Here is a 23,339-nt window from a genome sequence, read left to right as displayed (position 1 = left end):
ACAGGCGCGCGCCGGCCGGCCGGCGCGCTGGGCCGCCCTCACAGGCGCGGCGAGCGCCGGAGCAGCGCGAGGAACAGCGGCCCGCCGAGGACCGCGGTCACCGCGCCCACGGGCGGCTCCGTGCCGAGCCACCGGAACGAGACGCGCGCGAGGAGGTCGCACGTCGTGAGCAGCACCGCGCCGGCGACGAGCGACAGCGGCAGGAGCCGCCGGTGATCCGCGCCGGCCAGCCGGCGGACCGCGTGCGGGACGATGAGCCCGACGAAGCCGATGAGGCCGGTGCGGCTGACGATCGCGCCGACCACGCACGAGGACGCGAAGAAGATCCGGCGCTCGACGGCGCGCACGTCGACGCCCAGGGTCCCGGCCGACTCGTCGCCGAGCGAGAGGAGGTTCAGGCGCGCAGCGTCGGCCAGGAGCACCGCGCAGCCCGCGACGACGTAGGCGGCGACGCCGAGGAGGACCGGGGCCGTGGGCAGCTCGACGAAGCCGATGAGCCACCGGAGCAGCTGCTGGGAGCGCGAGGGGGAGACGATCGTCTTGAGGAACGTGATGAGGCCGGCGGCGATGGAGTTCACGATCACGCCGGCGAGGAGCATCGAGGCGCCGGAGGTGCCCTCGGCCGCGCCGCGGGCGATGGCGTAGACGAGCACCGTCGCGACGAGGCCGCCGGCGAGCGCCGCCGCGGGCAGGAGCGTGGCGCCGAGGACGGTCGCCGAGCCGACGCCGAGCGCGATCGCGAGCGCGGCGCCGAGCGCGGAGCCGCCGGAGACGCCGAGCACGTAGGGCTCGGCGAGCGGGTTGCGGAGCAGCGCCTGGAACGCGGCGCCCACGGCCGCGAGGCCGGCGCCGGAGATGGCGGCGAGGAGCACGCGCGGCAGGCGCACGTCGAGGAGGAGCGTCCGGTCGAGGCCCGGGCCCGCGAGGGCGCGCTCGACCGAGACGGGCTCGGCGCCGAGGAGGACGGCGAGGAGGAGCGCGAGGGCGAGCGCCGCGGGCGCCGCGGCGAGGGCGAGCGCGGGCGCGCGTGCGGGCCGAGAAGCGCGGCCGGACGCGGGCGCCGTCAACCCTGGCCGCCTCCGCCCGCCGCGGGCGGATGCAGGGCCGGCCCGCTGCCGCGCTCGGCGTTCCGCTCGTAGATGAGGCGCAGCCCGGTGAGCGTCAGGTCGTCGTCGACCACCTCGATCGTCTCGGTCTGCGGCGCGATGAGCCGCGCCAGGCCGCCCGTGGCGATGACCCGGCACGGGTAGCCGAGCTCCCGCCGGAGGCGGTTCACGAGCCCGTCGACGAGCCCGGCGTAGCCGTACACGATGCCCGACTGCATCGAGTGGACGGGGTTGCGGCCGACGACCCGGGGCGGGAGCGCGATCTCCACGCGGGACAGCCGCGCGGCGCGGGAGAAGAGCGCCTCGGCGCTGATCTGGATGCCCGGCGCGATGACGCCGCCCAGGTACTCGCCCTTCGGGGTCACGCAGTCGAACGTTGTCGCCGTGCCGAAGTCGACGACGATGACGCCGGAGGCGGCGTGATCGCCCCGGCCGGGCGCGGGCGGCGGCGCGGGCTCGGGCGACCGCTTCATCCACTCGTGCGCCGCGACCGCGTTGACGATCCGGTCGGCGCCGACCTCGCGCGGGTTCTCGTAGAGGATGGCCATGCCGGTCTTGATGCCCGGGCCCACGACGAGCGGCTCGATGCCGAAGGCCCGCTCGACGAGCCCCACCATCGTGTCGGTCAGCGTCGGCACGACGCTCGCGATGATCGCGCTGTCGATGCGGGCGAGGTCGACGCGGCGGAGATCGAGCATCTGCCGGACGAGCACCGCGTACTCGTCCGCGGTCCGCGAGCGCGCGCTCTCGCAGCGGAGGTGGTGCCGCAGCACGTCGCCCTCCAGCACCCCGAAGCTGATGTTCGTGTTCCCGACGTCGATGGCGAGCAGCATGCTGGCTGGACTCTAGCGCCGCGCGCTGGAATTCACGGAGGGATTTCGGACGCGCGCGGCGGCCTGCGGGCGTGGCGGTTCCCCTCGGTTCCCCTTGGTTCCCGTCGGTTCCCGTCGGTTCCCCTCAGCGCTTGCGCGCGAGCGTCACCCCGTCGCGCACGGAGAGCATGACCTGCTCGACCCGGGGATCCCGGGCGACGAGGTCGTTGAAGGCGGCGATGGCGCGGCCGTCCGCGGTCTCGGGGGCGAGGACCTCGCCGCCCCAGAGGGTGTTGTCGGCGACGATCAGCCCGCCGCGGCGGACGCGCGGGAGGGCCTCCTCGAAGTACGCCGAATACCGCTCCTTGTCGGCGTCGATGAACACGAGATCGAAGGCCGGGCTCGCCGGCAGGGCGCGGATCGTGTCGAGCGCGTCGCCGAGCGCGATCCGGATCTTCTTGCCGTGCTCGCTGCGGTCGAAGAACGACCGGGCGACGCGGGTCACGTCGGGGTCGCGGTCGCAGGTGATGAGCTCGCCGTCGGGCGGGAGCGCCTCGGCCATGCTGAGGGCCGAGTAGCCGGTGAAGGTGCCGATCTCGAGGACGCGGCGCGCCTGCATGAGGGCGACCAGCAGCTTGAGCAGGGTGCCCTCGACCCGCCCCACCTGCATGCCTGCCCGCGGATCGCTGGCGAGGGTGTGCTCGCGCAGCTCGTCGAGGAGCGCGGAGGGCGGCTCGGTGTGGTCGTGGACGTAGCGCTCCAGGTCTCGATCGAGGAGAGGGGCCATCGTGGAGGTTCCTTGTGGGGCCACGGTAGCACGCGGGCCCGTCACCCCACCTTGAGCCGCCGCCGGCCTTCGGGGTAGCGTCGACCATGACCTGTTCTTCCTGGAAGACGTGTGCTGTCGTGGCGCTCCTCGCAGCGGCCTGCAGCTCGGCGCCGGACAGCCCCGGGACGGGCGGCTCCGGCGGCGCGGGCGGCGCCGGAGCGAGCGGGTCCGGCGGCGCGGGCGCCGGGGGAGCGGGCGGCGCCGGGGGAACCGGCGGGGCGAGCTCCACCGCGGCTGGCGGCGGGGCGGGCGGAGAGGCGGAGTACGCCTGCGCGTCGCTCGGCGATCCCTGCACGACGTGCCTCGCGCTGCGCTGCCAGGAGCGCTATTGCGCGTGCCAGCGGAGCGCGGAGTGCGCCGCCCTGGCCAACTGCCTTCTCGGCTGCGATCCGGGAGAGGAGCCCTGTCGGCAGACGTGCATGACCGCGCACCGGGAGGGCATCTCCGGCGTCTCGCTCGAAGGCGGCTGTGCGGCCGAGCGGTGCAACGTGCAGTGCCCGTCGCGCGCACCGCTGTCTCCTTGCGAGTCCTGCCGGTATGCGCGGTGCGCCGCCGAGATGGACGCGTGCGTCGCCGACCCGTCGTGCCGGGCGCTCCTCGCGTGCACCGGCACGTGCGCCGCGGGCGACGCCGCGTGCCGGGAGCTGTGCGCGATGCTGTACGAGAGCGGCGCGCCGGCGGCAGCGGCGGTCTCGGCGTGCGAAGGGGCGCAGTGCGGCGCCGATTGTGAGGGTGGGTGAGCCGCGCCGCGTCGACCCCCGCGGCGCGGCGGCGCGGGGGTCGACGCGAGGCGGCGATCCGCCTAACATCTGCGCGTGCCTCTCCACGGATTGCGCGAGATCGCGCGGGACCCGTACACGGCCGTCCATCACGATCCGACCCAGCAGCTCGTGTTCATCTGGCGGTCTTCGCTGCCCTATCCGAGCATCGAGGAGCTCGAGCAGAGCTTCCGGCGCATCGAGCAGGCGATCGGGATCATCTCCAGGCCGCGCTCTCTCCTGCTCGTGGACGCCCGGGACGCACCGATGCGCAATGACGACGGGTTCGAGGTGACGTTCGGGCAGGCGCACGCGCGGTTGTTCCAGGGGTTCAAGAGGGCGGCGGTCATCCTGAGGAGCGCGATCGGGGTGCTCCAGGTGGGGCGGCTCTCGAGGGGGTATGTCACGCCCGTGAGGACCTTCACCCGGCCCGAGGACGCGCTCCTCCACCTGGGCGTTCGCGTCGACCTGACGCAGATCAAGAGCCCCTAGAGCGCCGAACATGTTGAAAACCATCTAATTCCAATGGTTTACGCCGCCTCCTGCATCAGCCGCTGGGCCGCTTCGAGGTTTTGGATCGCCGCTGCGCGGCGGAGGTCGAACAGGTTTCTCCTGGCGCCGATGTAGCGCGCGCTGTGTCCTTTCCGCGCTGCGATGTGGGCGAGCGCATGCTCCACAGCTGTCCGCTGCCGGAGCACCTCGCGCCCCGGCCCGGTCTGCTGCAGCTTCCGGAACTTGCGCTGCAGGGCTTCGTCCTTGGCGATCGATACCGTCCGACCTCGTCCGGAAGCGGCCTGGGTGCACTTAGCTCGCAGAGGGCACGCGCCGCACTCCTCAGGATCAAACTCGACCGTGTCGCCCGGTTCGAATACCTCGACCTGTCCTGCCGGACACGTGATCGTCTTGGCGCGCAGGTCGATCTTGAAGTCGCGCTTGCTGAACAAACCGGGGCTGCGAGCCCGCTGGCCCCAAGGTTTCGAGAACACCTGGCCGCCCGCGCGGAGCACGTCGTCAACGACCGGGCTGTTCACGTAGGCGCGATCGATGTGAAGCTCGACCAGACGTAGCCCCTGATGCTGGACGTCCTCGGCGAGCGGCGCGGCGCCCTCTTCTTCAGGCCGATTCGCTGGTGTGACGGCGCAGGCGACGATGACGGGAAGGTCAAGGTCGCGTGCGATGTGTTCCTTGTAGCCGTCGAACCGCTTCGAGCGGCTTTTGCGGCCGTGGCGCATCTCGACATCCTCAATGGAGACACGGCGGTCGGGCGCAACGCCTTGCCGGATGCGAATCGTGCCATCCTCGGCTGTTTCCAGGTCCTGGTTTCGAACCTGTGTGAGCGCATCAAGATAGGTGCGAAGTGGCTGCTCGACGACGTCGTCCAGATGCCGGTCCACCCACTGCTGCAGCGACGAGACCTGCCGCTCCAGGATCTGGACCGCCGCCGCTTTCTGCTTCGGGTCGCTCCAGTCGAGGTCGAGCCCGGCCTTGATGCTGGGCGCCAGAAGCAGCGGGATGCCCGCCTTGCGGCAGATCTCCTCGGCAGGACGCCCGGTGATCTTCGACACGACGCCGACGATGCTGCGCGCAGCATGGCCGAGCAGGTTGATCGTGTCCTCAACCCGCCCGGCCCCCGCTAAAGGGCGGCTGTCGATGGCCACGCGCAGCGCTTTGGACACCGCACGCCTCTCGCCCTCCGTCATCGCGCCGGACCGAACGAGCGCCACGGTCCGCTCCAGCAGCACTCGGTCCATCTCGTGCGCTACCATCCGCTCCCGGAACGCCTGCAGCGCGCCCTGCGAGAACGGAGGCGTGGCCGCACCCAGACAGCCGAGCACCATCTGCCAGCGCAGGTCGACGACGGACAGCTCCACCGCCTCGGCATCGGATGCGCCGACGTAGCCCTGGAGCAGCGTGACCATGCACATCAGCGCCGGCGGATGCGGCGGCTCGCCTGCCCCCGTCATCCGGTACATGCCCTCCAGCTGCTCCTGGAACGTCTCATCAAACAGCTCGTGCCGGTGCAGCCTGAGAAAGCCGAACAGGGCTCTCACGCGTGTCAGCCGCTTCATCAGCGACTGCTCCTGCCGCGACAGCTCCACCGGCGGCGACCATCGTTCCATCCGTGAACCTCCGGCCGCGGACGAGATCATGGCCCGGCGAGACGGTCGAGCCTTCCATCGAAGCGCCGGGGATTGTCACAAAATCAACCTGATCGGTGCTCTAGGGGCGCCGGTGGCGCGGGGGACCTCGCCGGGCTGCTCCGCCCGTCCACCGCGGGCAGCGGCGGCGAGGCTCACAGGTGCCGTGTCTCTTCCGGTGGAGCTTGCCAGTTGTTGTTGCGCCCGTCGGCGTACCGGATCGGCGCGGCGATGAGCTCCCCGGGGTCGACGTCGTCGAGCGAGGCGAGCTGAACCGCCACGTAGTCGCCGCCGATCTCCTCCACGTGCCCGCGCCCGAACGAGCGCACGCCGCAGCGCCGGCAGAACAGGTGGTGCCCGACCTTCATGCCGAACTGGTAGTCGCTCAGCGCGTCCTCTCCCGCGAGCAGCCGGAACGCGTCCGGCTTGATGATCGCGTTCCAGTTCCTCGTCTTGGTGCAGATGGAGCAGTTGCACTTGTTGGTCCCGGCGCTCAGGTCGATATCGGCCTCGAAGCGGACCGCGCCGCAGTGGCAGCTCCCTGCGTACGTTTTCTTCATCTGTGAGCCTCCCAGCAAGATGGCGTTCGCGCTCGAACGCTCGGCGGCCTGGAGACCCGACTGTACTCCATCTCGGGGTTCCTCGTGCAGCCATTCTTCCCGAGATACCGCGCGACAGCGCCTTCCACCTCGCTGTGGCCGGGGTCGCTCCCCGGCGGAGGCTCCGCCGCTCCAGGGCGGCAATTCCGCGGTGAATTCCGATCGCCGGCTGCTCCCGCTGAACTAGACTCCCGGGATGCAGCTACAGATCGACGAAGATCGACTGACCCTCACCCTCCAGGGCGCCGAGCGGCTCTGGGCCGTGAAGCTCGCGCCCATCGTGGTGCCCCGCGCGCACGTGGTGCGGGCGGAAGCGGCGCTTCCGCCCGCCACGTGGCGGCAGATCCGCGCGCCGGGGACGTCGCTGCCCGGGCTGATCAAGGCGGGGACGTACTATACCGATCGCGGCAAGGAGTTCTGGTACACGCTGCGGAGCCGCAAGGACAATCCGCTGACCATCGAGCTGGAGGGCGAGCCGTACCGGCGGCTCGTCCTCACCCTCGATGGCCCCCCTGGCTGGGCAGAGCGAATCAACGCATGGGTCAGCGGCTGAGCCGCCCGATTCCGAGCCTGGGGCGGCGCCCTCTCGCCGCCGGCGACGCGATGGGGCCTGCTCCCCGGATTACCGCTTGAGAAAACGCGCGAGCACGGGCAGCAGAGCTTTCGCGCTGACCATGTGGTCTTGGCCTGCGATCCGTTCGAACCTCGCGTTGGGGATCGCTTTCGTCAGCTGGCGCGCCACGTCGTGGATACCGGCCGGGCTCTTTTCGCCCACGATGATCTGCGTCGGCACGGCGACTTGAGCGGCCCGCTCGACCGGCGGGAGGTCCTTGGTCAAGGCGATGTCGTACGCGAGGGTCGGCGCGAGCGCGACCATCGTCTTCCAACCAGGGAACAGGGGCAGCAGCCAGACGAAGATGCCAGGCATGCCGATGCCCTTCAAGAAGACGCGCATCGCCTCCTTGTTTTTGCCGCCATCGAGCAGCCTTTGCACCTCCTGGCTCAACTGACCGTACGTAACCTTCTCTGCCTCGTCGTGCACATAGGAAGGGTCGTACATCGCCACCTTGTCGACCTTGTCGCCCAGGCGCAGGGCAGCCTCGAGGGCCAGCACGGCACCGGAGGAGTGTCCATACAGGTTGGCCTTGCCGCCGGCCGCGTCGATCATGGCCTCGATGTCCTCGACCTCGCGCTCTATCGAGTACGGCGGCGTGTCGCCGCTGTCGCCGCGCCCTCGGCGGTCGTAGTTGTAGACGGTAAACTCCCTGGCAAACTCCTTGGCATCTTGCAGGATGGGCTTGAACGAGCGGAAACAGCTAGCTCCAGTGATGTAAATGAGCGCGGGCCCGCTGCCATAGACATCGTACGCCAGCTCCGTGCCGTCTTTCGATTTGGCGATCTCCATGCTCGTCGGCACGGTATCACATCGGCCTCTCGCCGGACGCGGCGCAGCGCCGGCGCCCCTGGCTCCGGGTCCACGGTAGGCCCGCGCCGAGCCCTCCTGCGGTCTCAGGGACGAGCTTGATCGATCGATCCAGGGCTAGGCGAGCGGCTTTCCGCCCGTGACCCCGAGCACCTCGCCGTTGATGTAGGTGGCCTCGTTCGAGGCCAGGAACACGAACGCTGGAGCGAGCTCGGCCGGCTGCGCCGGCCGCTGCATCGGCGAGTCTTTCCCGAAGCTGGCCACCTTCTCCTCCGGGAACGACTGCTGGATGAGCGGCGTCCACACCGGGCCGGGCGCGACGGTGTTGACCCGGATGCCGCGCTTGATGAGGTCCTGCGCCAGGCCCTTGCTGAAGGTGACGATCGCCCCCTTGGTCGACGCATAGTCGAGGATGTTCGGGCTCGGCTGGTAGGCCTGGATCGAGGCCACGTTGATGATCGCGCTCCCCTCCTTCATGTGCGGCAACGCGTGCCGGACGAGGTGGAACATCGCCATGATGTTGACGCGGAAGGTGCGCTCGACGCGCGCGGCGTCGATCTCCTCGAACCGCTCGGCGGCCTTGCCCTGCTCCGCCGCGTTGTTCACCAGGATGTCGATCCGCCCGAACTTGCGCGCCGTCTCCTCGATCACCTTCCGGCAATGCGCCTCGTCGGCCAGATCGCCGGGGATCGTGATCGCCTCGCGCCCCGCCTCCTTGACGACCCGCGCCGTCTCCTTCGCGTCCTCGTGCTCGCTCAGGTACGCGATCGCTACGTGGGCCCCCTCCCGGGCGAACGCGAGCGCGACGGCGCGGCCAATGCCGCTGTCCCCGCCGGAGATCAGCGCGACGCGGTCCTTCAGCCGGCCGAGGCCCTTGTACGACGACTCGCCGTAATCGGGCCTCGGATCCATCTTGGCCTCGATGCCCGGCCGATCCTGGGTCTTGCCCTCGAAAGGCGGCTTCGGGCCCGCGCCCTTCGGATCCTCGCTCGGTCCAGTGTTCTGCATGCCTCCTCCTTGCCGCTGTCCTGTGGTGGGAAGCCGATCGCGCCCCCAGCGGTACCTGGCAATAAGGACGCCAGGCCAGCCCGACCATCGGTCGCAGCCTGCACTCCGGATCGGAGCTCCCCCTACCCGGCCGCGCGCCCCGGCGGCGCAGGCGCCCTTCCGCGCTCGATCGCGCGACGCGACGGCATCCAACGCGCGCAGCGCGCGACGCGACGTCCTGATGAGCCCGCGGCGCCCCGCCAGTCGAGGCTTGACAGCGGACAGCTGCTCCGGTGTCGTCGCCCTGCGTTGTCCCGCGGCACGCGGCCCGCGAAGGCGGAGAGGAGCACCGGTTTCCATGAAACACATCGACGAGAAGCTGCTGGAGTCGGATCTAGAATATCGCTTCGGGTATCTCATCGAGTTCGTCGGCTTTGGAGAGGCGGACATCGCCGCGATCCACGGCGCCGCGCTGCACCTCGCCCCGAAGGTCCAGGGGCTCGTCGACGCGGTGTACGAGAAGCTGTTCCTCTACGACGCCACGAAGCGCCACTTCGTGCCGAAGCAGCACGGCTACGAGGGGCAAGGGCCGGCGGACCTCCTGTCGCTCACCCTGAGCCACGAGCAGATCCAGTTCCGCAAGAAGCACCTCGCCGACTACCTCGTCCGGCTCGTGACCCACCCGTACGACCCGAAGATGGTCGCCTACCTCGACATGGTGGGGCGGATCCACACGGCCAAGGCCGGCAATCCCGAGATCGTCGTCCCGCTCGTGCAGATCAACGCGCTCATGGGCTTCGTCTCCGACGCCCTGCTCCAGACGATCCTCTCCCTCGGCCTGGACCGGGAGACCGAGGTGCGCACGCTGCGCGCCTTCAACAAGCTGCTCTGGATCCAGAACGATCTCCTCGCGCGCCACCACGCCCAGGCGGCCTGAGCCGCGCTGGCCTCCTGAGCGAGGCTGCCGCCTCTGGCCATGATCGTGGCGCGCCCGCCGGCGGCCACGCCGCGGCCGCGGCGCGAGGCCCCAACGTGGCCCGGGGCCCGACGCGGCCCGGGCCGCGCCCGGACACGGCGCCCCGGACGTGCGCGCGAGCGCTCGCCGTGAGAATCGTGCGATGCAGGCGCGGCGCTGGAACGTGCCGCCGGGCCGGGCGAAGATGGCCGCTTGCCAGGAGCGTGAGGCCGGAAGCGAGAGGCCTCCGCGGACCCGGCTCCACGCGCGCCAGCGAGGTGAAAGGCCATGCGTCGATTCTTCAGACAACCAGCGCTCGTTCTCTTGATGTCGTCCCTCCCCTTGGCCGCCGGCTGCGGCGACGAGGACCCCGAGCCCAGCCGCTTCGCGTGGCTCGCCATGCGCGCCGAAGAGGTGCGCGAGCTGTCGTTCGAGCGCGAGGTGCCGGTCCGCACCATCACGCGGGCCGAGGTCGACGCCGAGGCGGAGCAGGCCGCGGACGCGATCGACGAGGAAGCGCTCGCCGCGCTCGCCGCCACCTACGGCCGACTCGGCTTCTTCCCGCCGGACACCGACCTGCACGCCGCCTTCGGCCAATCGATGGACGTGTTCGCCGCCTGGTACTCGACCGAGAGCAAGGCGATCTCGCTCATCGGCGACGTGGACGACAACGTGCTCATCCACGAGTACGTGCACGGGCTCCAGGACCAGCACTTCGCCCTCGGAGAGCTCCTCGATGCCACGCTGACGAGCGACGCGCACCTCGCGCTGAGGGCGGCCATCGAGGGCGACGCGATGCTCGCCGAGGTGCGCTTCCTCATGCAGGAGTCGAACGACGCCGATCTGGACCGGCTCAACTGGGCCGGCATCATCAACGCCGCCCACAGGGCCGGGGAGCAGATCCTCGAGGAGAACGAGCTCCCTGCCCTGTTCGTCGACTATCCGTCGTTCGCCTACGGCTTCGGGTTCGAGTATTGCGCCCACAACCTGAGCGGCGTGAGCGCGGCGTCGCCCACGCCCGACCAGGCCTTCCCGTTCGACTGGTCACGGCAAGACGCGCTCTTCTCCGACCGCACCCCCGCGACCACCCAGCAGGTCCTCACCCTCGACGGCCAGGATCCCGTGGTGCGCGTCGGGCTGGAGGACGTGCCGCCCGAGCTCGCCGATCGGCTCGAGCCGGTCGACTGGGACTCGCTCGGCGAGTGGCTCTCCTACCTGCTCCTGCGCCCGCTCGACGACTCGCCCGGGAGCGGGGCCGTGCGCGCGCTCGCCGCGGCCTGGGACGGCGATCGCGCCCTGTTCGTGCGCGACCGGAAGACGGGCGCGGCCGGGACCGCGTGGGCGTCCGCGTGGGACGACGTGAGCGCCGCGGCGGTCGTCGAGTCCGCGCTGTGGTCTCTCTACGGCGGCTCGGCGATCGACGAGGGCGAGCCGCGCCTCGGGCTGGCCGAGGACGGCGAGCTCGTCTGGATCGAGCGGCGGGAAGAGCGCGTGGTCGCCCTCAAGAACATCGACGAGGCGCTCCTGCCCACGCTCGCCGAGGCGGCCTTCGCCTCCGGGATCAAGCCGATGCGCCTCACGCTCCGGAAGCGCCCCTCGCTCTCGGCGTGGCTCTCGCGGCGCCTGCCCGGGCCGCGCTGAGCCGAGGGCGCCGCCCGGCCGACCGCGGGCCCTGGACCGCGGGCCCCGAAATGGAGCGCTCCCGCCTCCGGGCCATTCAGCCTGGAAGCGGGAGCCAGGAGCCATCTGCGCGCGGCGCGGCGCGCTGACGGCGCTCCAGCGGAGCGCGCCGCGCGTCAGCACGGCGCGCTCCGGGCCATCAAGGCGCGCTCCGCGCCCTCGAGGCGCGCTCGTCGCTCAGATGCACAGAGAATCGCAGTCGTGATCCTCTTCGCACGCCGAGACGCAGTCGCCGTCGTCGTCGCACGCCGAGATGCAGTCGTCGCGCTCGGTCGAGCACGCGGTGATACAGCTGTCGTCGCCCTCGCCCGGGTCCTTGTCGTCGTCCGCGTCGACGAAGCAGCCCGCCGCCAGGGGAACCGTGGAGACCAAAAGCATAGCCAACATCTTGCGAATCATGGGTTGTCCTCCTTCGTGGTGTACTGTCCGCATGCGATGCAGGGGACATCGACTCACCAAGCAGGGGGCGTACCAACCGCCCTTCCGGCGCGACTCACGCGCTCTCGCGAGCCCCGGAGATGCGCGCCGCCGCGGGCGACGAGCCCGGCGGCGGACGTCGGGCCGCCGCGGCCGGTGGACGCAGCACGTCAATCCAAGGCAAATCGCCACACGGGCGCGGGCCAAGGCTGGGCTCGGCCCCTCGATGTCCGAGCTTTCCCCCGGCTTCAGCGCGCCGCGCGCGGCTCGGGAGCGGTGAGATCGAATGTCACACCCGCCTCGACCGTGAGCGCCTGACATCCGTCCAGGCGCTCACCTCGTCTCCCACGTCGGTCCGATCACCCCTCGTCGTCGAGCTTCGGCAGCTTCGGCGGCGGCCGGTCCATCGGATAGCGCCGCAGATCCAGCGTGTACGGCGCGTCGCCGTGGGGGGCCGCCGGCTTCCCCGCCACCGGCCAGGGCGTCTGCCCCTCGATCGTGAACCGCTGCGCCCGCCGCGCCGACGCCTCGAACCGCGTGAGCGGCGCCGCGTCGAAGGCGCGGCCCTCCGGGTGCCACACGTGATAGGCGCACGCGCCGATCGAGCGCTTGCCCCACGTGTCCACGATGTCGAGGTGGACCGGGTGGTGGATGCCGATGTGCGCGTGCAGGCTGTGCGGCGGCGCCCAGGCGCGGAACCGCACGCCGCCCACGAGCTCCGCCGCCGTCCCCGTCGGCCGGAGCGGCAAGACGTGGCCGTTCACGAGCACCGTGTGGCGCTCCGGCGTGAGCCCCTTCACCCGCACCTCGATGCGCTCCATCGACGAGTCCACGTAGCGCGACGTGCCCGTCGTGGTCAGCTCCTCGCCGAGCACGTGCCACGGCTCGATCGCGTTGCGCACCTCCAGCATCACGTCGCCGGCGTGCAGCGTGCCCACCACCGGGCAGCGCAGCTCGATGAACGGGCGGTACGCGTCCGCGGGCAGGGCGAGCCCGCGCTGCTTCAGATAATCGAGCACGTCCTCGAAGTCGCGCCACAGGTAGTACGGCAGGAGGAAGCGGTCGTGCAGCGCCTGGCCCCAGCGCACGAGCTGGCCGGTGTAGGGCTCCTCGGCGAACGAGGCGAGGAGCGTCCGGACGAGCAGCGCCTGCGCGACCGCCATCCGGAAGTGCGGCGGCATCTCGAAGGCGCGCAGCTCGATGAGCCCCTGCCGGCCGTGCGCCGTCTGCGGATCGAACAGCTTGTCGATGCTCACCTCGGCGCGGTGCGTGTTGCCCGTCATGTCCACGAGCAGGTGGCGGAACAGGAGATCCGAGAGCCACGGCGGCTCGTCCTCGCGGCGCTCGAACGCGCGCGCGAGCGCGATCTCCAGCTCGTAGAGGTTCTCGTGGCGCGCCTCGTCCACGCGCGGCGCCTGCGACGTCGGGCCGACGAACAGGCCCGCGAACATGTACGAGAGCGACGGGTGGTGCTGGTTGAAGGTGAGCAGGCTGGCCAGGAGATCCGGCCGGCGCAGGAAGGGGCTCGAGAGCGGCGTCGGGCCGCCGAACGTGAGGTGGTGGCCGCCCCCGCTCCCCGCCATGCGCCCGTCGATCAGGTACTTCTCGCAGTGCAGCCCGCTGTGCAGCGACGCGTCGAACACCGTCTCCAGGAGCGACGCGTACTTGCGCACCCCATCGGTCGGCGGGAGGTTCACCTCGAGCACGCCCGGGTCCGGCGTCACCGAGAAGCGGAGCACGTCGGCGCCGGGCGGCGGCGGGTAGCCCTCGAGCAGCACGTCGATGCCCGTCTCCAGCCGGGTCGCGTCGATCGCGGCGATGAGCTCGAAGAAGTCGGCCGGCGCGAGGAGCGGCGGCAAGAAGACGTGGACGGTGCCGTCGCGCGTCTCGACGCAGAGCGCCGTGCGCACCCCGTAGCCCGATCGCCCGGCGGCCGGCGCGGCGCGCTGGGCGTGCGCCGCGCGCTGCTCGTCGTGGGCGTGGCGCTGCGGCGCGCGCGCGCGCGCCGTCTCGGCGTGCTCCGGGTCGCCGTCGCCCTCCGCGAGCTCGACGCGGCGCTGCTTCTCCGCCGCCTCGGCGGCCTCGGGATCGCCGCGCCGCGGGTCGGGCGGCGACACGAGCTCCTCGATCGGCGGCGGCGGGGCCACCGCGACGAGCGAGCGGAGCGGCAGGCGCAGGCCGATGGCGCCGTCGCCCGGGAGCAGGAAGAGGTGCCCGCGCCGGAAGCCCCAGCGCTCGCTGATCCACGCGCCCCACTGGCGCGCGAGGGGCAGGACGAAGCCGACCTCGCTGCCGAGCCCCCGGTCGAGCACGCGCGCGAGGCGCCGCCGCTCCTCCGCGTCGTCGAGGTTCGCCTGGAGCGGGTCGACGTCGACGGGCAGGCTCGCCTCGTCCTGGAGGTGGCGCCACGGGTCCTCGTGGGCCGGCAGCAGGAACTCGGCCACGCCGAGCCGCGCCGCGAGCGCCTCGGCGAACTTCCGCGAGAGCGCGGCGTTCTTCGAGCGCGGCGAGCGGCCCGTCGAGGACGCGGGGTCCGCGTGGCGCGCCCCGGACATCTCGGTCCAGAGGCGGACGCCGTCGCGCCGGCCGATGATCTCGAGGGCCCAGCGGGGCAGGCTCTCGCCGGGGTAGTGCTTGCCGGCGCGGAGCAGCACGACGCCGCCCGGCGCCATCCTGCGCCGGAGCTCGTGCGCGAGCCGGAGCCCCTGCGACCACTTGGTCGGGCCGAGCGCGCCCTCGTGCCACTCCGGCGCGTCCGGGTACTCGCGCGAGTTGAACGTCGGCTCGCCGCCCATGGTCAGGGTGAGGCCCGCGGCGGCGAGCCGCGCGTCCGCGCGGTCGGCCACGGACAGGAGCTCCTGCCACACGGGCTCCTCGTAGGGCGTCGTGGGCCGCGGCTCGTGGCCGAGCCGGCCGACCTTCATCTCGAAGAGCACGTCGGTCGCGCGCGTGTCGCTCGTGCCCTCGACCGGCGCCGCGAGCGCGGGCGAGGCCGTGCAGGCGAGCGGGATGTGGCCTTCGCCGCAGAGCAGGCCGCTCGTCGCGTCGAGGCCGATCCAGCCGGCGCCGGGCAGGAAGACCTCGGCCCACGCGTGCAGGTCGACGACGTCCCGGCTGACGCCGCGCGGCTGGTCGGGGATCATCCCCTCGTCGGTCAGCTGCACGAGGTAGCCGCTCACGAAGCGCGCGGCGAGCCCGCGCGACCTGAGGGCGGCGATGAGCAGCACGGCCGAGTCGCGGCAGCTGCCGCGGCCGTGCGCGAGCGTCTCCTCCGGCGTCCAGATACCGGGCTCCTCGCGGATGACGTACTTGACGCGCCGGTTCACGGCCGTGTTCAGCGCGACGATGAGCGACACGGTGTCGCCCTTCGAGGGCAGCCCGGCGAGGAACTCGTCGAGCAACGGCCCGCGGGCGATCGACGGATCGGCGCTGTCGAGGAAGGGGGCGAGGTCCTGCTTGAGCTCGGACGGGTACGCGAACGGGACCTGCTCGACGCGCTCGTCGAGGTAGAAATCGAACGGGTTGACGGGGCGGACGTCCACGGCGAGCTCGACGAGGATGTCGAAGTGCGGGACGCGCTCGCCCGCGGGCAGGAGCACCCGGGCCACGTGGTTGCCGTACGGGTCCTGCTGCCAGTGGGCCGCGATGGGCGGGTCGATCTTGAGGCTGTACGACTCGATCTTCGCCTTCGCGTGCGTCGCGGGCCGCAGCCGGATGAGGTGCGGGCCGAGCGAGGTGGGGCGGGGATACGTGTAACGGGTCCGGTGCTGGATGAGCAGGCGCACGGTGTTTGTCTCCGGGGGTGGTCCTATCCAACCAGAAGTGCCCCCGTTCCGTCTCGCCCTCCGCGACGCGCTCCGGACGTACGACGCCTTGGTTTCCAGGAGGATTCGGCTCGAAGACGGCGGTGTAGCGGCGCGGGTCGCTGCGGTGTGGCGGGCGCGGCGGAGCGTCCGCGCGGCCGTGCCGCGGGCGTGACGAGCGCGGCGCGACGAGCGACGACGCGGCCGTGCTGCGGGCGCGACGAGCGACGGCGCGGCCGTGCTGCGGGCGCGACGAGCGCGGCGCGACGAGCGACGGCGAGCGAGCAACGACGCAACCGTGCTGCGGCGCGGGCGCGCGGCGGCCCGCGTTGCTGCATCTTTCGCGTTGTTCTGCCTGCCGTGCGGCGCGGCGCCCCGCGCGGGCGCCGCGCGCTTGCCGTCCGAGGGCGAAGCGGTGATCATCGCGCGCTGTGTCGGGTTCCGAGACGAAACAGCCCTCGCTGGCCCCGGTCGAGCTGGGGACCGTGCTCGCCGGCAAGTACCGCGTGGAGCGGATCATCGGCCAGGGCGGCATGGGGGTGGTCGTCGAGGCGCGGCACATCGTGCTCGACGAGCACGTCGCGCTGAAGTTCCTGCTGCCCGCGTTCACCGAGCACCCGGAGGGGTCGGCCCGCTTCCTGCGCGAGGCGAAGGCGGGCATGAGGATCAAGAGCGAGCATGTCGCCCGTGTTTCGGACGTCGGCACGCTCGAGAACGGCGCCCCGTACATGGTCATGGAGCTCCTGACCGGGAGCGATCTCGCGCGCCTGCTCCGGGACCAGGGCGTGCTCGGCCTGGAGGACGCGGTCGACTACATCGTCCAAGGCAGCGAGGCGATCGCCGAGGCCCACGGGCTCGGCATCGTGCACCGCGATCTCAAGCCGGCGAACCTGTTCCTGACGGCGCGCGCCGACGGCTCGCCGCTCGTCAAGGTGCTCGACTTCGGCATCTCGAAGATGACGACCGGCGCCGTCGACGTCCTGACGGGCACGGACGCGGCGCTGGGCTCGGCGCTGTACATGTCCCCGGAGCAGATGCGGCAGACGCGCTCGGTGGACCACCGCACCGACATCTACGCGCTCGGCGTCTCGCTCTACGAGCTGCTCGCCGGCCGGCAGCCGTACTACGCGGAGACGCTGCCGCAGCTCTGCTCGGAGGTGCTGACCGGCACCCCGACGCCGCTCCGGGACCTGCGCCCCGACGTGCCCGCCCCGCTCGCGGCGGTGCTCGAGAAGGCCTACGCCCGCGAGCGCGAGCAGCGGTACGCGTCGGTCGCCGAGCTCGTCGTGGCGCTCGCCCCGTTCGCGCCCGCGCGCACGTACCCGACGCTCGTCCGGATCGCGCGCATGGGCGGCCTGTCGCTGCACGCCGCGGCCGCCGGCGGGCACCGGGCGTCGCAGCCCTCGTTCGCTTCCGTGGACCCGCGGGCCTCGGCGCCGGCGCTGCGCGAGCCGTCGTGGCCAGGGCTCCCCTCGCCTGGGGCCGCCGGTCACGCCGACGTCGCGCCGCCGCCGCGGAACGGCACGCTGCCCGGCGCGGGGTCGCCGCTCTCGCGGCCGCCGGTCGCCCAGGCGACGACGCCGTTCCCGTACCCGCAGTCGCCGTTTTCCCGGCCGCCGTCGCCGGTCGCGTCGGCGACGACGCCCTTCCCGCACCCGCAGTCGCCGTTCTCCCGGGGGTCGTCGCCGGGCGTGCCGCCGGGCGACGGCGGCGGGCCGAGCCCGGCGCCGCCCGGCGACGGCGGCAGGCCGAGCCCGGTGCCGCCGGACGGCTTCTCGCCGCATCAGCAGATCGTCCCCGGCCCGTACAGCGCGCCGATGAGCTCGCGCGCCGCGGCGACCTTCGCCTCGTCGACCCACCTGGGGATCTCCTCGGACGGGCGCCGGCTCCCCGGCTTGCCCGCCTCCCCTGCCGTGATCATCGCGATCGCGCTGCTCTCGGCGACGCTCGTGCTCGGGGTGCTCGCCGTCGGCGTGTTCATGCTCCGCAGGGGCGACGCGGACGACGCGGGCGGCGCGGCGGCGACGCAGGCGACGGCGGCGGGCGCGACGGCGGCGGCGAGCGCGACGGCGACCGCCGCGCCGGCGCCGGCCCCGGAGCCGCCTGTGCCCGGCGCCGGGGCGGCGACGCCGGAGGAGCCGACGATCCTGCCGACCGGAGCGGCGACGGCCGCCGCCGCGGCGAGCGCCTCGGCGTCGGCGAGCGCCTCGGCGTCGACGCCTGCATCGGTGCCGACGAGGGCTGCGCCCCCTCGGGCGCCTGCGGGGCGCGGCGGGTCGGCCGCCCGCACCTCGCCGGCGCCATCGACCCAGCGTCCTCCCCGAGGCATCGACCTCAACGACCCGCACTGAGCCCACCGCCATGATCCTCTCGAGATTGCCTGCGCCCCGCGCGATCCGTCGCGCTCGACTCGCCGTCGCCTCGGTCGTCCTCGCCTCGGCCGCGCTGTTCGCGCCCGTGGGCGCTCTGGCGCAGGGCATGAGCAGCGACCCGACGCTCGCCCAGACGCTGTTCGAGGAGGGGCGCCGCCTGATGGAAGCGAAGGCGTACGCGGAGGCGTGCCCCAAGCTGGCGGAGAGCCAGCGGCTGCGGCCTGGCACGGGCACGCTGCTCAACCTGGCGCTGTGCAACGAGGCGCTCGGCAAGACGGCGACGGCGTGGGGGCAGTTCAAGGAGGCGCTCTTCGCCTCGAAGAAGGAGGGCAACGCCGCGCGCGAGGCGTTCGCGCAGGAGCACATCGCCGCGCTGGAGCCGAGGCTCTCGAAGATCGTGCTCAAGGCGGAGGGCACGCCCGGCCTCCTGGTGCGCGTCGACGGCCACGACATCCCCGCGGCCGCGCTCGGCACGCCGATCCCGATCGATCCGGGGTCGCACGAGATCGAGGCGACCGCGAGCGGCTACTCGGTGTGGTCGACGACCGTGCAGGTCGGCGAGAGCGCGGATCTGAAGGCGATCGCCGTCCCGAAGCTCCAGCCCGCGCCGCCCGCGACGGCGGCCGCGGCGCCGCCGGGGCCGGCGGCGGGCGGCGCCGGCAGCGCCGGGATCGCCGCGGGTGGCAGCGCCGGCGGGGGCGGCGGCGAAGGGCTGCGCACGGCGGGCTTCGTGATCGGGGGCGCGGGCGCGGCGGTGCTCGGCGTCGGCGCCGTGTTCGGGATCCTCGCTGCGGGGCAGGCGAGCGACGCGGAGAAGGACCCGGCGCTCTGTCCGGGCAAGCAGTGCACTCCTCTGGGTCGCGAGGAGATCGACGCGGCGGAGACCAAGGCGCTCGTGTCGACGATCGGCATCGGCGTGGGCGTCGCCGCGCTCGGCGCGGGGGCGATCCTCGTGCTGACGTCGGGCCGGTCGGGCGCCGAGGGCGCGAGCGCCGCCGGCGCGAGGCCGGGTGCGCCGGGGCGGGTGCAGGCGCGCGTGGTGCCGCTCCTCGGCCCGGAGGGCGGCGGGGTGAGCGTGGTGGGAGCGTTCTAGTCCGCCCGCCCGAAATCCGACCAGGGACGGCCGGACTTCGGCCACTCAGGGAGATCCCTCGTCGGGATCGACATCGGGAGCATAGCAGTCCGAGGTGCCGTAGCTGCTCGTCTTGCACACCTCGCCCGGGAAGCACCAGTAATAGCTCACACCGGTCGTCGTGCCACAGTACCGGACCCCATGTGCCCCGTCCTCGACGACGCACGCTTGCTCACCGAGCTCGGAGCAGTCGGTGACGACAGTGTCCGGCTGGAACCAGCACCTCGGTCGGGCCCCGGGGCCGGTCTGGCACGCGAACGGGCGCGCTGCTTCTTGGCTCGCAGCGCTGTACTCGCCGTACGGCGGCACGAACCCCGGGATCTCGGTCCCCGTTGCCTTCACGCTGCACACGGCTCCCGCCACCAGCGTGTCGAGGCGGCACTGGGGCGGAGGATGGCCCTCCTTGGTCACCGCGGCCTCGGTCGTGTCCGGCGTGTCGAGCCGCGGGTAGACGAGCTCCCTGGGCGCCTGCAGCACGGCCTGCTCCTCGTACAGCCGCCCCGTCTGCAGGCTGGCGCGCAGGATCCGGCCGCAGAGCTCTTGGCTCGCCAGGTCGCTGTAGGCCGTCGTGCAACGCTCGCGCGCGGAGGGGTCGAGCTCGGCGAAGGCCGCCGCGTTGGTCTCGGTGTCATTCGCCCACAGCCGCGGCAGGCAATCCTTGGTGGCAAAGTAGTCGGCCTGTCCCTCGGCGGCGACCGACGTGCCCAGCGCGCCGGTGCTGTCCCCGCGGCCGGAGGTCTTGAACGGGAACCCGCCGATGAAGTGCCCCATCTCGTGGCACATCGTGAGCGCGAACACCTCCGTCGTCATGCTCGGGGCCGTGAGCCATCCCTTGCTCACATCGATGGTCCAGTCCTCCCCGGCGTTGAGCAGCACATGGGCGCTGACCGCATCGCTGTCCCAGTCGATCCTCCACGAGATCTCGTGGGTGCCTGCCGGATTCGCGGCCGCGGCGTGGTCCTGGTAGAGCGCGACCACGCGATCGAGGATCGCTTCCGCCTCCTCGCGCGTCGGCGGGCGCGCCCGCGAAGGCGGCGCGCCCGCGCCCGCGCCATTGACAGGTGCATCGACCGTGCCCCCGATGATGGCGGCGGAATCGCCGTCGGTCCCGTGGGCGGAGACGCCGTTCGCCTCTCCCATGCACGCCGAAAGGAGGGCTGACGAAGCAAGAATGACGTAAATTTTCATAGTAGACTCCGTCGAATTGGATCAAGAGGATGGTCGACGTTCGTTCGAGGGGCGTCGCCCGACGCAGTCGAGGGATGGTTCGTCGGCCGGATCCCTGCACCTCACCGGACTTCATGCCGTCCCGGGGAGCGATCCTTCAGATTTTGTTTGTCACGGCCTGTCCCCGCCCGCGGGCTCTGCCACGTGGTCATGGTGGCGCGAGTCGGTAGACGGACGAAGGCAATAGGCTCCGATCGCCGCTCTCTGGACCTGGAGCCCGGCTTGTGATATAAGGTGGGGACCTCCTACGAGGCGGAGCCCCAGAAGGCCCGACGGCGGCAGCCCTCGGGCCTTCGACGTTTCGGCGGGCGCGACGTCTACGCCGCGGAGGCGAGGGGTGACCGACCGTTGATCCCGCCCGTGTTCGGTTGCCAACGAAGGATGATTGGAAGCGGCCACCAGCAGCAGCAGCGGCTGATACTCGCCATGAAAACCACATCGATTCCCCTGGCTCTCGTCGCAACGTTATCCGCTTGCCAGCCCAGCGAACACGACGACCCTGAAAATCTGAAAGCAGTACTGGTCTCGTATTTCGACTGCATCAGCAAGAAGGATTTCACAGGGATGAAATCCCTAACAACGACTGACTTTGTCATCTACGAGAACGGGAAGGTGATAAACAACGACGGCCTGATCGATATCATCAACAAATCCCCGATAGTCAAAGCCACTTACTCGTTCGATGGTTTCACGATCAACGTCGACAACGCCTCCGGAAGCATGAGATATTTCAACCACGGCGAGTTCGTAAAAGACGACACGAGCCTCACGACGCGCGACTGGCTGGAGAGCGCGACCTTCAAGAAGGTTGGAAACGAGTGGAAGCTGGACTTCATACATTCAACGGTTAAAAAGTAGGCACAATCATTCAAGAACGGCCTGGGAGCAGGTGGGCCGAGCGCCGCGAGGTTCGAGCTCGTCCGGTCCGTGGCTGGCCGGTCGGAGGTGGCGAAGCGCTGGCGTGCCCGAGGAGACCTGCCGCGCCAGGGATGCGTCCGCGACGGGGGGCCCGCCGGGCGGCCGGGGTTGACGCGAGCGACGCTCGCGCATAGCGTGCGCGCCGTCCGCATGTCTCGTGCCATGTCTCGTGCCCCCGTCACTGCCGCCACGGCTCGTCGGTGCCATAGCGCAAGGTGATCTCGGATGGCCGGTGGAAGCCCCAAGCGACCCGAGTCCACTTCCGACGGCTGGTCGCCCCGCACCGAGGCCTCGATGTGGCTCGGGCTCGGGCTGCTCGGCGTCGGGGTCGTGTGGTTCACGGTACGCGCCATCGAGATCGACAGGTCGCTCGACGCCGCGAGCCGGCAGCTCGCGAGCGCCCGGCCTTCTGACGCGCCGCCTCCCGCGCCGGCGCCCGACGCGGGCGCAGAACCGCATCTCGCGCTGGCCTGGACCGTGGGAGCCCCGGGCGAGCCGGCGGAGCCGCGGGCGAGCGTGCGGCGGGCAGCCGAGGAGCTGCTCGCGCGGCGCCTCCATCACGGGCTCCGTCGCGGGGCGGTGATCCGCGCCGTGGCCGACGCCGCCAGGGCGCCGGAGGAGCCTCGTGTTCTGGCGCTCGGCGTGCGGGCGGCCGGGCAGCCAGAAGCGCGCTTCTACCGGTTCGACGGCGGCGCCACGGGGCGGCTCGTCGACGAAGAGGGACGCGAGCCGGTGCCGAGCCAGTGGCAGGCGCCGCTCGCCACGCTGCGTCGGACGTCGCCGTTCAACCCCAAGCGGATGCACCCCATCCTGCACCGCGTGGTGCCGCACGAGGGCACGGACTATGGCGCACCGTCGGGAACCCCGGTCTATGCCGCGCTCGAAGGCACCGTCTCCTGGGTGGGCCCGCATGGTGGTCACGGCAGGTGGGTCGCGATCCAGCACGACAACGGCGTCGAGACGGGCTACGCGCACCTCTCGAGGTTCGCGGCGGGCCTGAAGCGCGGGGACCACGTGGCGACCCATCAGCTCGTCGGCTACGTGGGGTCGACCGGGCGGTCGACGGGGCCGCACCTGCACTTCAGCGCGAGCCGCAACGGCGTCTACTTCGACGCGGAGACGCTGCTCGCGACGCGCCTGCGGGAGCTCCCCGCCGATCAGCGCGACGCGTTCCGCACCGAGAAGGGCGAGCTCGACCGCGAGCTCGACGACATCGGGGATCCCCTCCCCGCCGCGCCGCGGCCCGGCGGCGAGGACGAGCCGGCGTCGCCGGCGAGCGATTCGACGTCGCAGCCGCGCGCGGCCGCGTCGGGCGCCCGGCGCCAGCGGCGATGACGCCGGCAAGGCCGCCCGGCGGCCTCGTCTCCCCCTGCGCGTCGGCGAGCCCTACGTACGGGGACGCGTCGCCACGGCGTCCGGCGAGGACGCGCGCGGGCGCAAGCGCGCCGCGAGCCTCGGCCGCCCACGGGAGGTGCAAGCACAGATGGACACCATGCACGTCGACCTGTTGATCCGGATCGCCGCGGGCGCGGCGCTCGGGGGCGTCATCGGATACGAGCGCGATCGCCACGGCCGCCAGGTCGGGCTCCGGACGCACCTGCTCGTCGCGATGGCCGCGGCGACGTTCATGGTCATCTCGGTGAAGTTCGTCTACTTCCAGCATTACGGAAAGGACGATCTGGTCGTCGTCGACTCCTCGCGCATCGCCGCGTCGATCGTCGCCGGCATCGGCTTCCTCGCCGGCGGCTCCATCCTGCGCACCGGGACCACGGTCCAGGGCATCACGACCGCGGCGGGCCTGTGGCTCGTGACGGCGATCGGCATGTGCTCGGGCGCGGCGATGTACGTCGAGGCCGTCGTCGTCACGCTCCTCGGCGTGCTCGCGCTCACGGCGCTCCGCCGCTTCGAGGACAAGGACGACCGCAGCACCCGGCGCCGGATCGCCCTCGTCCTGGGCGAGGAGTCGGCCGGCGTGGCCGACATCATGAAGGTGCTCGAGGCGCTCGGGGCCGTCGTCTCGGACATGGATTACGAGCGCCGCCTCGACGACAAGCGGCGCGTCAACGTGATGCTCGACGCGAGGATCCCGAACGCGATCGGCGTGGAGACGCTGATCGACCAGCTCGCGAAGCAGCCCGGTGTCCGGCGAGTCCACGTCCAGGCGCCCACGTGATGGACGCCGA

The 23,339-nt window shown here is 71.9% G+C and carries 20 protein-coding genes; 10 read left to right on the top strand and 10 right to left on the bottom strand.

Annotated elements, in window-relative coordinates; all coding sequences use genetic code 11:
* Positions 1 to 38: 38 nt before the first annotated feature.
* From NQZ70_RS02680 to NQZ70_RS02670, 3 genes are all read right to left on the bottom strand, one after another.
* Positions 39 to 1,067: an iron ABC transporter permease gene (locus NQZ70_RS02680; protein WP_129572822.1), complete on the bottom strand. Its 1,029-nt coding sequence runs from the start codon at positions 1,065 to 1,067 to the stop codon at positions 39 to 41.
* Entirely contained in the window at positions 1,064 to 1,939 is an 876-nt protein-coding gene (locus tag NQZ70_RS02675) for a type III pantothenate kinase (protein ID WP_129572821.1), read from the bottom strand. Before NQZ70_RS02675 ends, NQZ70_RS02680 begins: the two co-directional genes overlap by 4 nt.
* Positions 1,940 to 2,063: 124 nt before the next feature.
* Positions 2,064 to 2,705 carry an O-methyltransferase gene (locus NQZ70_RS02670; protein WP_129572820.1) on the bottom strand — a complete coding sequence of 214 codons (642 nt, stop codon included), beginning with the start codon at positions 2,703 to 2,705 and terminating at the stop codon, positions 2,064 to 2,066.
* An 86-nt stretch (positions 2,706 to 2,791) separates the two neighbouring features.
* Here NQZ70_RS02670 and NQZ70_RS02665 point away from each other — a divergent pair, with 86 nt between their 5' ends.
* Positions 2,792 to 3,487, top strand: coding sequence for a hypothetical protein (locus NQZ70_RS02665; protein WP_237244955.1), 696 nt, complete (start codon positions 2,792 to 2,794; stop codon positions 3,485 to 3,487).
* Between the two features lie 75 nt (positions 3,488 to 3,562).
* Entirely contained in the window at positions 3,563 to 3,997 is a 435-nt protein-coding gene (locus tag NQZ70_RS02660) for a hypothetical protein (protein ID WP_237244954.1), read from the top strand.
* A gap of 38 nt (positions 3,998 to 4,035) precedes the next feature.
* On the opposite strand, the gene NQZ70_RS02655 is transcribed toward NQZ70_RS02660, so the two are convergent.
* The gene (locus NQZ70_RS02655) at positions 4,036 to 5,625 is read right to left on the bottom strand and encodes an IS1182 family transposase (protein ID WP_129572542.1); all 1,590 of its coding nucleotides are present in this window, start codon (positions 5,623 to 5,625) and stop codon (positions 4,036 to 4,038) included.
* Between the two features lie 173 nt (positions 5,626 to 5,798).
* Positions 5,799 to 6,203, bottom strand: coding sequence for a GFA family protein (locus NQZ70_RS02650; protein WP_129572819.1), 405 nt, complete (start codon positions 6,201 to 6,203; stop codon positions 5,799 to 5,801).
* A 235-nt stretch (positions 6,204 to 6,438) separates the two neighbouring features.
* Between NQZ70_RS02650 and NQZ70_RS02645 the strand changes: the two genes are divergently transcribed.
* On the top strand, positions 6,439 to 6,795 hold the full coding sequence (locus tag NQZ70_RS02645) for a hypothetical protein (RefSeq protein WP_129572818.1): 357 nt from the start codon (positions 6,439 to 6,441) through the stop codon (positions 6,793 to 6,795).
* A gap of 69 nt (positions 6,796 to 6,864) precedes the next feature.
* On the opposite strand, the gene NQZ70_RS02640 is transcribed toward NQZ70_RS02645, so the two are convergent.
* Positions 6,865 to 7,647, bottom strand: coding sequence for an alpha/beta fold hydrolase (locus NQZ70_RS02640; protein WP_129572817.1), 783 nt, complete (start codon positions 7,645 to 7,647; stop codon positions 6,865 to 6,867).
* Between the two features lie 135 nt (positions 7,648 to 7,782).
* Positions 7,783 to 8,673 carry an SDR family oxidoreductase gene (locus NQZ70_RS02635; protein ID WP_129572816.1) on the bottom strand — a complete coding sequence of 297 codons (891 nt, stop codon included), beginning with the start codon at positions 8,671 to 8,673 and terminating at the stop codon, positions 7,783 to 7,785.
* 337 nt (positions 8,674 to 9,010) lie between these two features.
* Between NQZ70_RS02635 and NQZ70_RS02630 the strand changes: the two genes are divergently transcribed.
* Entirely contained in the window at positions 9,011 to 9,589 is a 579-nt protein-coding gene (locus NQZ70_RS02630) for a protoglobin family protein (protein WP_129572815.1), read from the top strand.
* A 306-nt stretch (positions 9,590 to 9,895) separates the two neighbouring features.
* Entirely contained in the window at positions 9,896 to 11,248 is a 1,353-nt protein-coding gene (locus tag NQZ70_RS02625; protein ID WP_237244953.1) for a hypothetical protein, read from the top strand.
* A 216-nt stretch (positions 11,249 to 11,464) separates the two neighbouring features.
* On the opposite strand, the gene NQZ70_RS02620 is transcribed toward NQZ70_RS02625, so the two are convergent.
* Both NQZ70_RS02620 and NQZ70_RS02615 read right to left on the bottom strand, forming a co-directional pair.
* On the bottom strand, positions 11,465 to 11,686 hold the full coding sequence (locus NQZ70_RS02620; protein ID WP_129572813.1) for a hypothetical protein: 222 nt from the start codon (positions 11,684 to 11,686) through the stop codon (positions 11,465 to 11,467).
* Positions 11,687 to 12,063: 377 nt separating this feature from the next.
* Positions 12,064 to 15,489: a DUF2126 domain-containing protein gene (locus NQZ70_RS02615; RefSeq protein WP_129572812.1), complete on the bottom strand. Its 3,426-nt coding sequence runs from the start codon at positions 15,487 to 15,489 to the stop codon at positions 12,064 to 12,066.
* A 449-nt stretch (positions 15,490 to 15,938) separates the two neighbouring features.
* On the opposite strand from NQZ70_RS02615, the gene NQZ70_RS02610 reads away from it, so the two are divergent.
* Positions 15,939 to 17,858 carry a serine/threonine-protein kinase gene (locus NQZ70_RS02610; protein WP_129572811.1) on the top strand — a complete coding sequence of 640 codons (1,920 nt, stop codon included), beginning with the start codon at positions 15,939 to 15,941 and terminating at the stop codon, positions 17,856 to 17,858.
* Positions 17,859 to 17,868: 10 nt separating this feature from the next.
* Entirely contained in the window at positions 17,869 to 18,972 is a 1,104-nt protein-coding gene (locus NQZ70_RS02605) for a hypothetical protein (protein WP_129572810.1), read from the top strand.
* A 45-nt stretch (positions 18,973 to 19,017) separates the two neighbouring features.
* Here the strand turns inward: NQZ70_RS02605 and NQZ70_RS02600 are convergent, their stop codons facing one another.
* Positions 19,018 to 20,151 carry a hypothetical protein gene (locus NQZ70_RS02600; protein WP_129572809.1) on the bottom strand — a complete coding sequence of 378 codons (1,134 nt, stop codon included), beginning with the start codon at positions 20,149 to 20,151 and terminating at the stop codon, positions 19,018 to 19,020.
* Positions 20,152 to 20,472: 321 nt separating this feature from the next.
* Here NQZ70_RS02600 and NQZ70_RS02595 point away from each other — a divergent pair, with 321 nt between their 5' ends.
* From NQZ70_RS02595 to NQZ70_RS02585, 3 genes are all read left to right on the top strand, one after another.
* The gene (locus NQZ70_RS02595; protein ID WP_129572808.1) at positions 20,473 to 21,096 is read left to right on the top strand and encodes a nuclear transport factor 2 family protein; all 624 of its coding nucleotides are present in this window, start codon (positions 20,473 to 20,475) and stop codon (positions 21,094 to 21,096) included.
* Positions 21,097 to 21,381: 285 nt separating this feature from the next.
* Complete coding sequence (locus NQZ70_RS02590; protein WP_207217724.1) at positions 21,382 to 22,491, top strand: M23 family metallopeptidase; 1,110 nt, start codon at positions 21,382 to 21,384, stop codon at positions 22,489 to 22,491.
* Positions 22,492 to 22,639: 148 nt separating this feature from the next.
* Positions 22,640 to 23,329, top strand: coding sequence for an MgtC/SapB family protein (locus tag NQZ70_RS02585; RefSeq protein ID WP_129572807.1), 690 nt, complete (start codon positions 22,640 to 22,642; stop codon positions 23,327 to 23,329).
* The last annotated feature ends 10 nt before the right edge of the window (positions 23,330 to 23,339 follow it).

The sequence above is a fragment of the Sorangium sp. So ce836 genome (assembly GCF_028553905.1).
GTDB classification, from domain to species: Bacteria; Myxococcota_A; Polyangia; order Polyangiales; family Polyangiaceae; genus Sorangium; species Sorangium cellulosum_D.
The sequence above is the reverse complement of the archived record's forward strand: the minus strand, read 5'-3'. Positions and strand labels throughout refer to the sequence as shown.

Bases quoted from the DNA above. Each gene is read 5' to 3' on its own strand.
- NQZ70_RS02590 (WP_207217724.1), top strand. From the start codon at position 21,382: ATGGCCGGTGGAAGCCCCAAGCGACCCGAGTCCACTTCCGACGGCTGG.
- NQZ70_RS02670 (WP_129572820.1), bottom strand. From the start codon at position 2,705: ATGGCCCCTCTCCTCGATCGAGACCTGGAGCGCTACGTCCACGACCAC.
- NQZ70_RS02655 (WP_129572542.1), bottom strand. From the start codon at position 5,625: ATGGAACGATGGTCGCCGCCGGTGGAGCTGTCGCGGCAGGAGCAGTCG.
- NQZ70_RS02620 (WP_129572813.1), bottom strand. From the start codon at position 11,686: ATGATTCGCAAGATGTTGGCTATGCTTTTGGTCTCCACGGTTCCCCTG.
- NQZ70_RS02630 (WP_129572815.1), top strand. From the start codon at position 9,011: ATGAAACACATCGACGAGAAGCTGCTGGAGTCGGATCTAGAATATCGC.
- NQZ70_RS02600 (WP_129572809.1), bottom strand. From the start codon at position 20,151: ATGGGAGAGGCGAACGGCGTCTCCGCCCACGGGACCGACGGCGATTCC.
- NQZ70_RS02665 (WP_237244955.1), top strand. From the start codon at position 2,792: ATGACCTGTTCTTCCTGGAAGACGTGTGCTGTCGTGGCGCTCCTCGCA.
- NQZ70_RS02625 (WP_237244953.1), top strand. From the start codon at position 9,896: ATGCGTCGATTCTTCAGACAACCAGCGCTCGTTCTCTTGATGTCGTCC.
- NQZ70_RS02645 (WP_129572818.1), top strand. From the start codon at position 6,439: ATGCAGCTACAGATCGACGAAGATCGACTGACCCTCACCCTCCAGGGC.
- NQZ70_RS02675 (WP_129572821.1), bottom strand. From the start codon at position 1,939: ATGCTGCTCGCCATCGACGTCGGGAACACGAACATCAGCTTCGGGGTG.
- NQZ70_RS02640 (WP_129572817.1), bottom strand. From the start codon at position 7,647: ATGGAGATCGCCAAATCGAAAGACGGCACGGAGCTGGCGTACGATGTC.
- NQZ70_RS02585 (WP_129572807.1), top strand. From the start codon at position 22,640: ATGGACACCATGCACGTCGACCTGTTGATCCGGATCGCCGCGGGCGCG.
- NQZ70_RS02605 (WP_129572810.1), top strand. From the start codon at position 17,869: ATGATCCTCTCGAGATTGCCTGCGCCCCGCGCGATCCGTCGCGCTCGA.
- NQZ70_RS02635 (WP_129572816.1), bottom strand. From the start codon at position 8,673: ATGCAGAACACTGGACCGAGCGAGGATCCGAAGGGCGCGGGCCCGAAG.
- NQZ70_RS02650 (WP_129572819.1), bottom strand. From the start codon at position 6,203: ATGAAGAAAACGTACGCAGGGAGCTGCCACTGCGGCGCGGTCCGCTTC.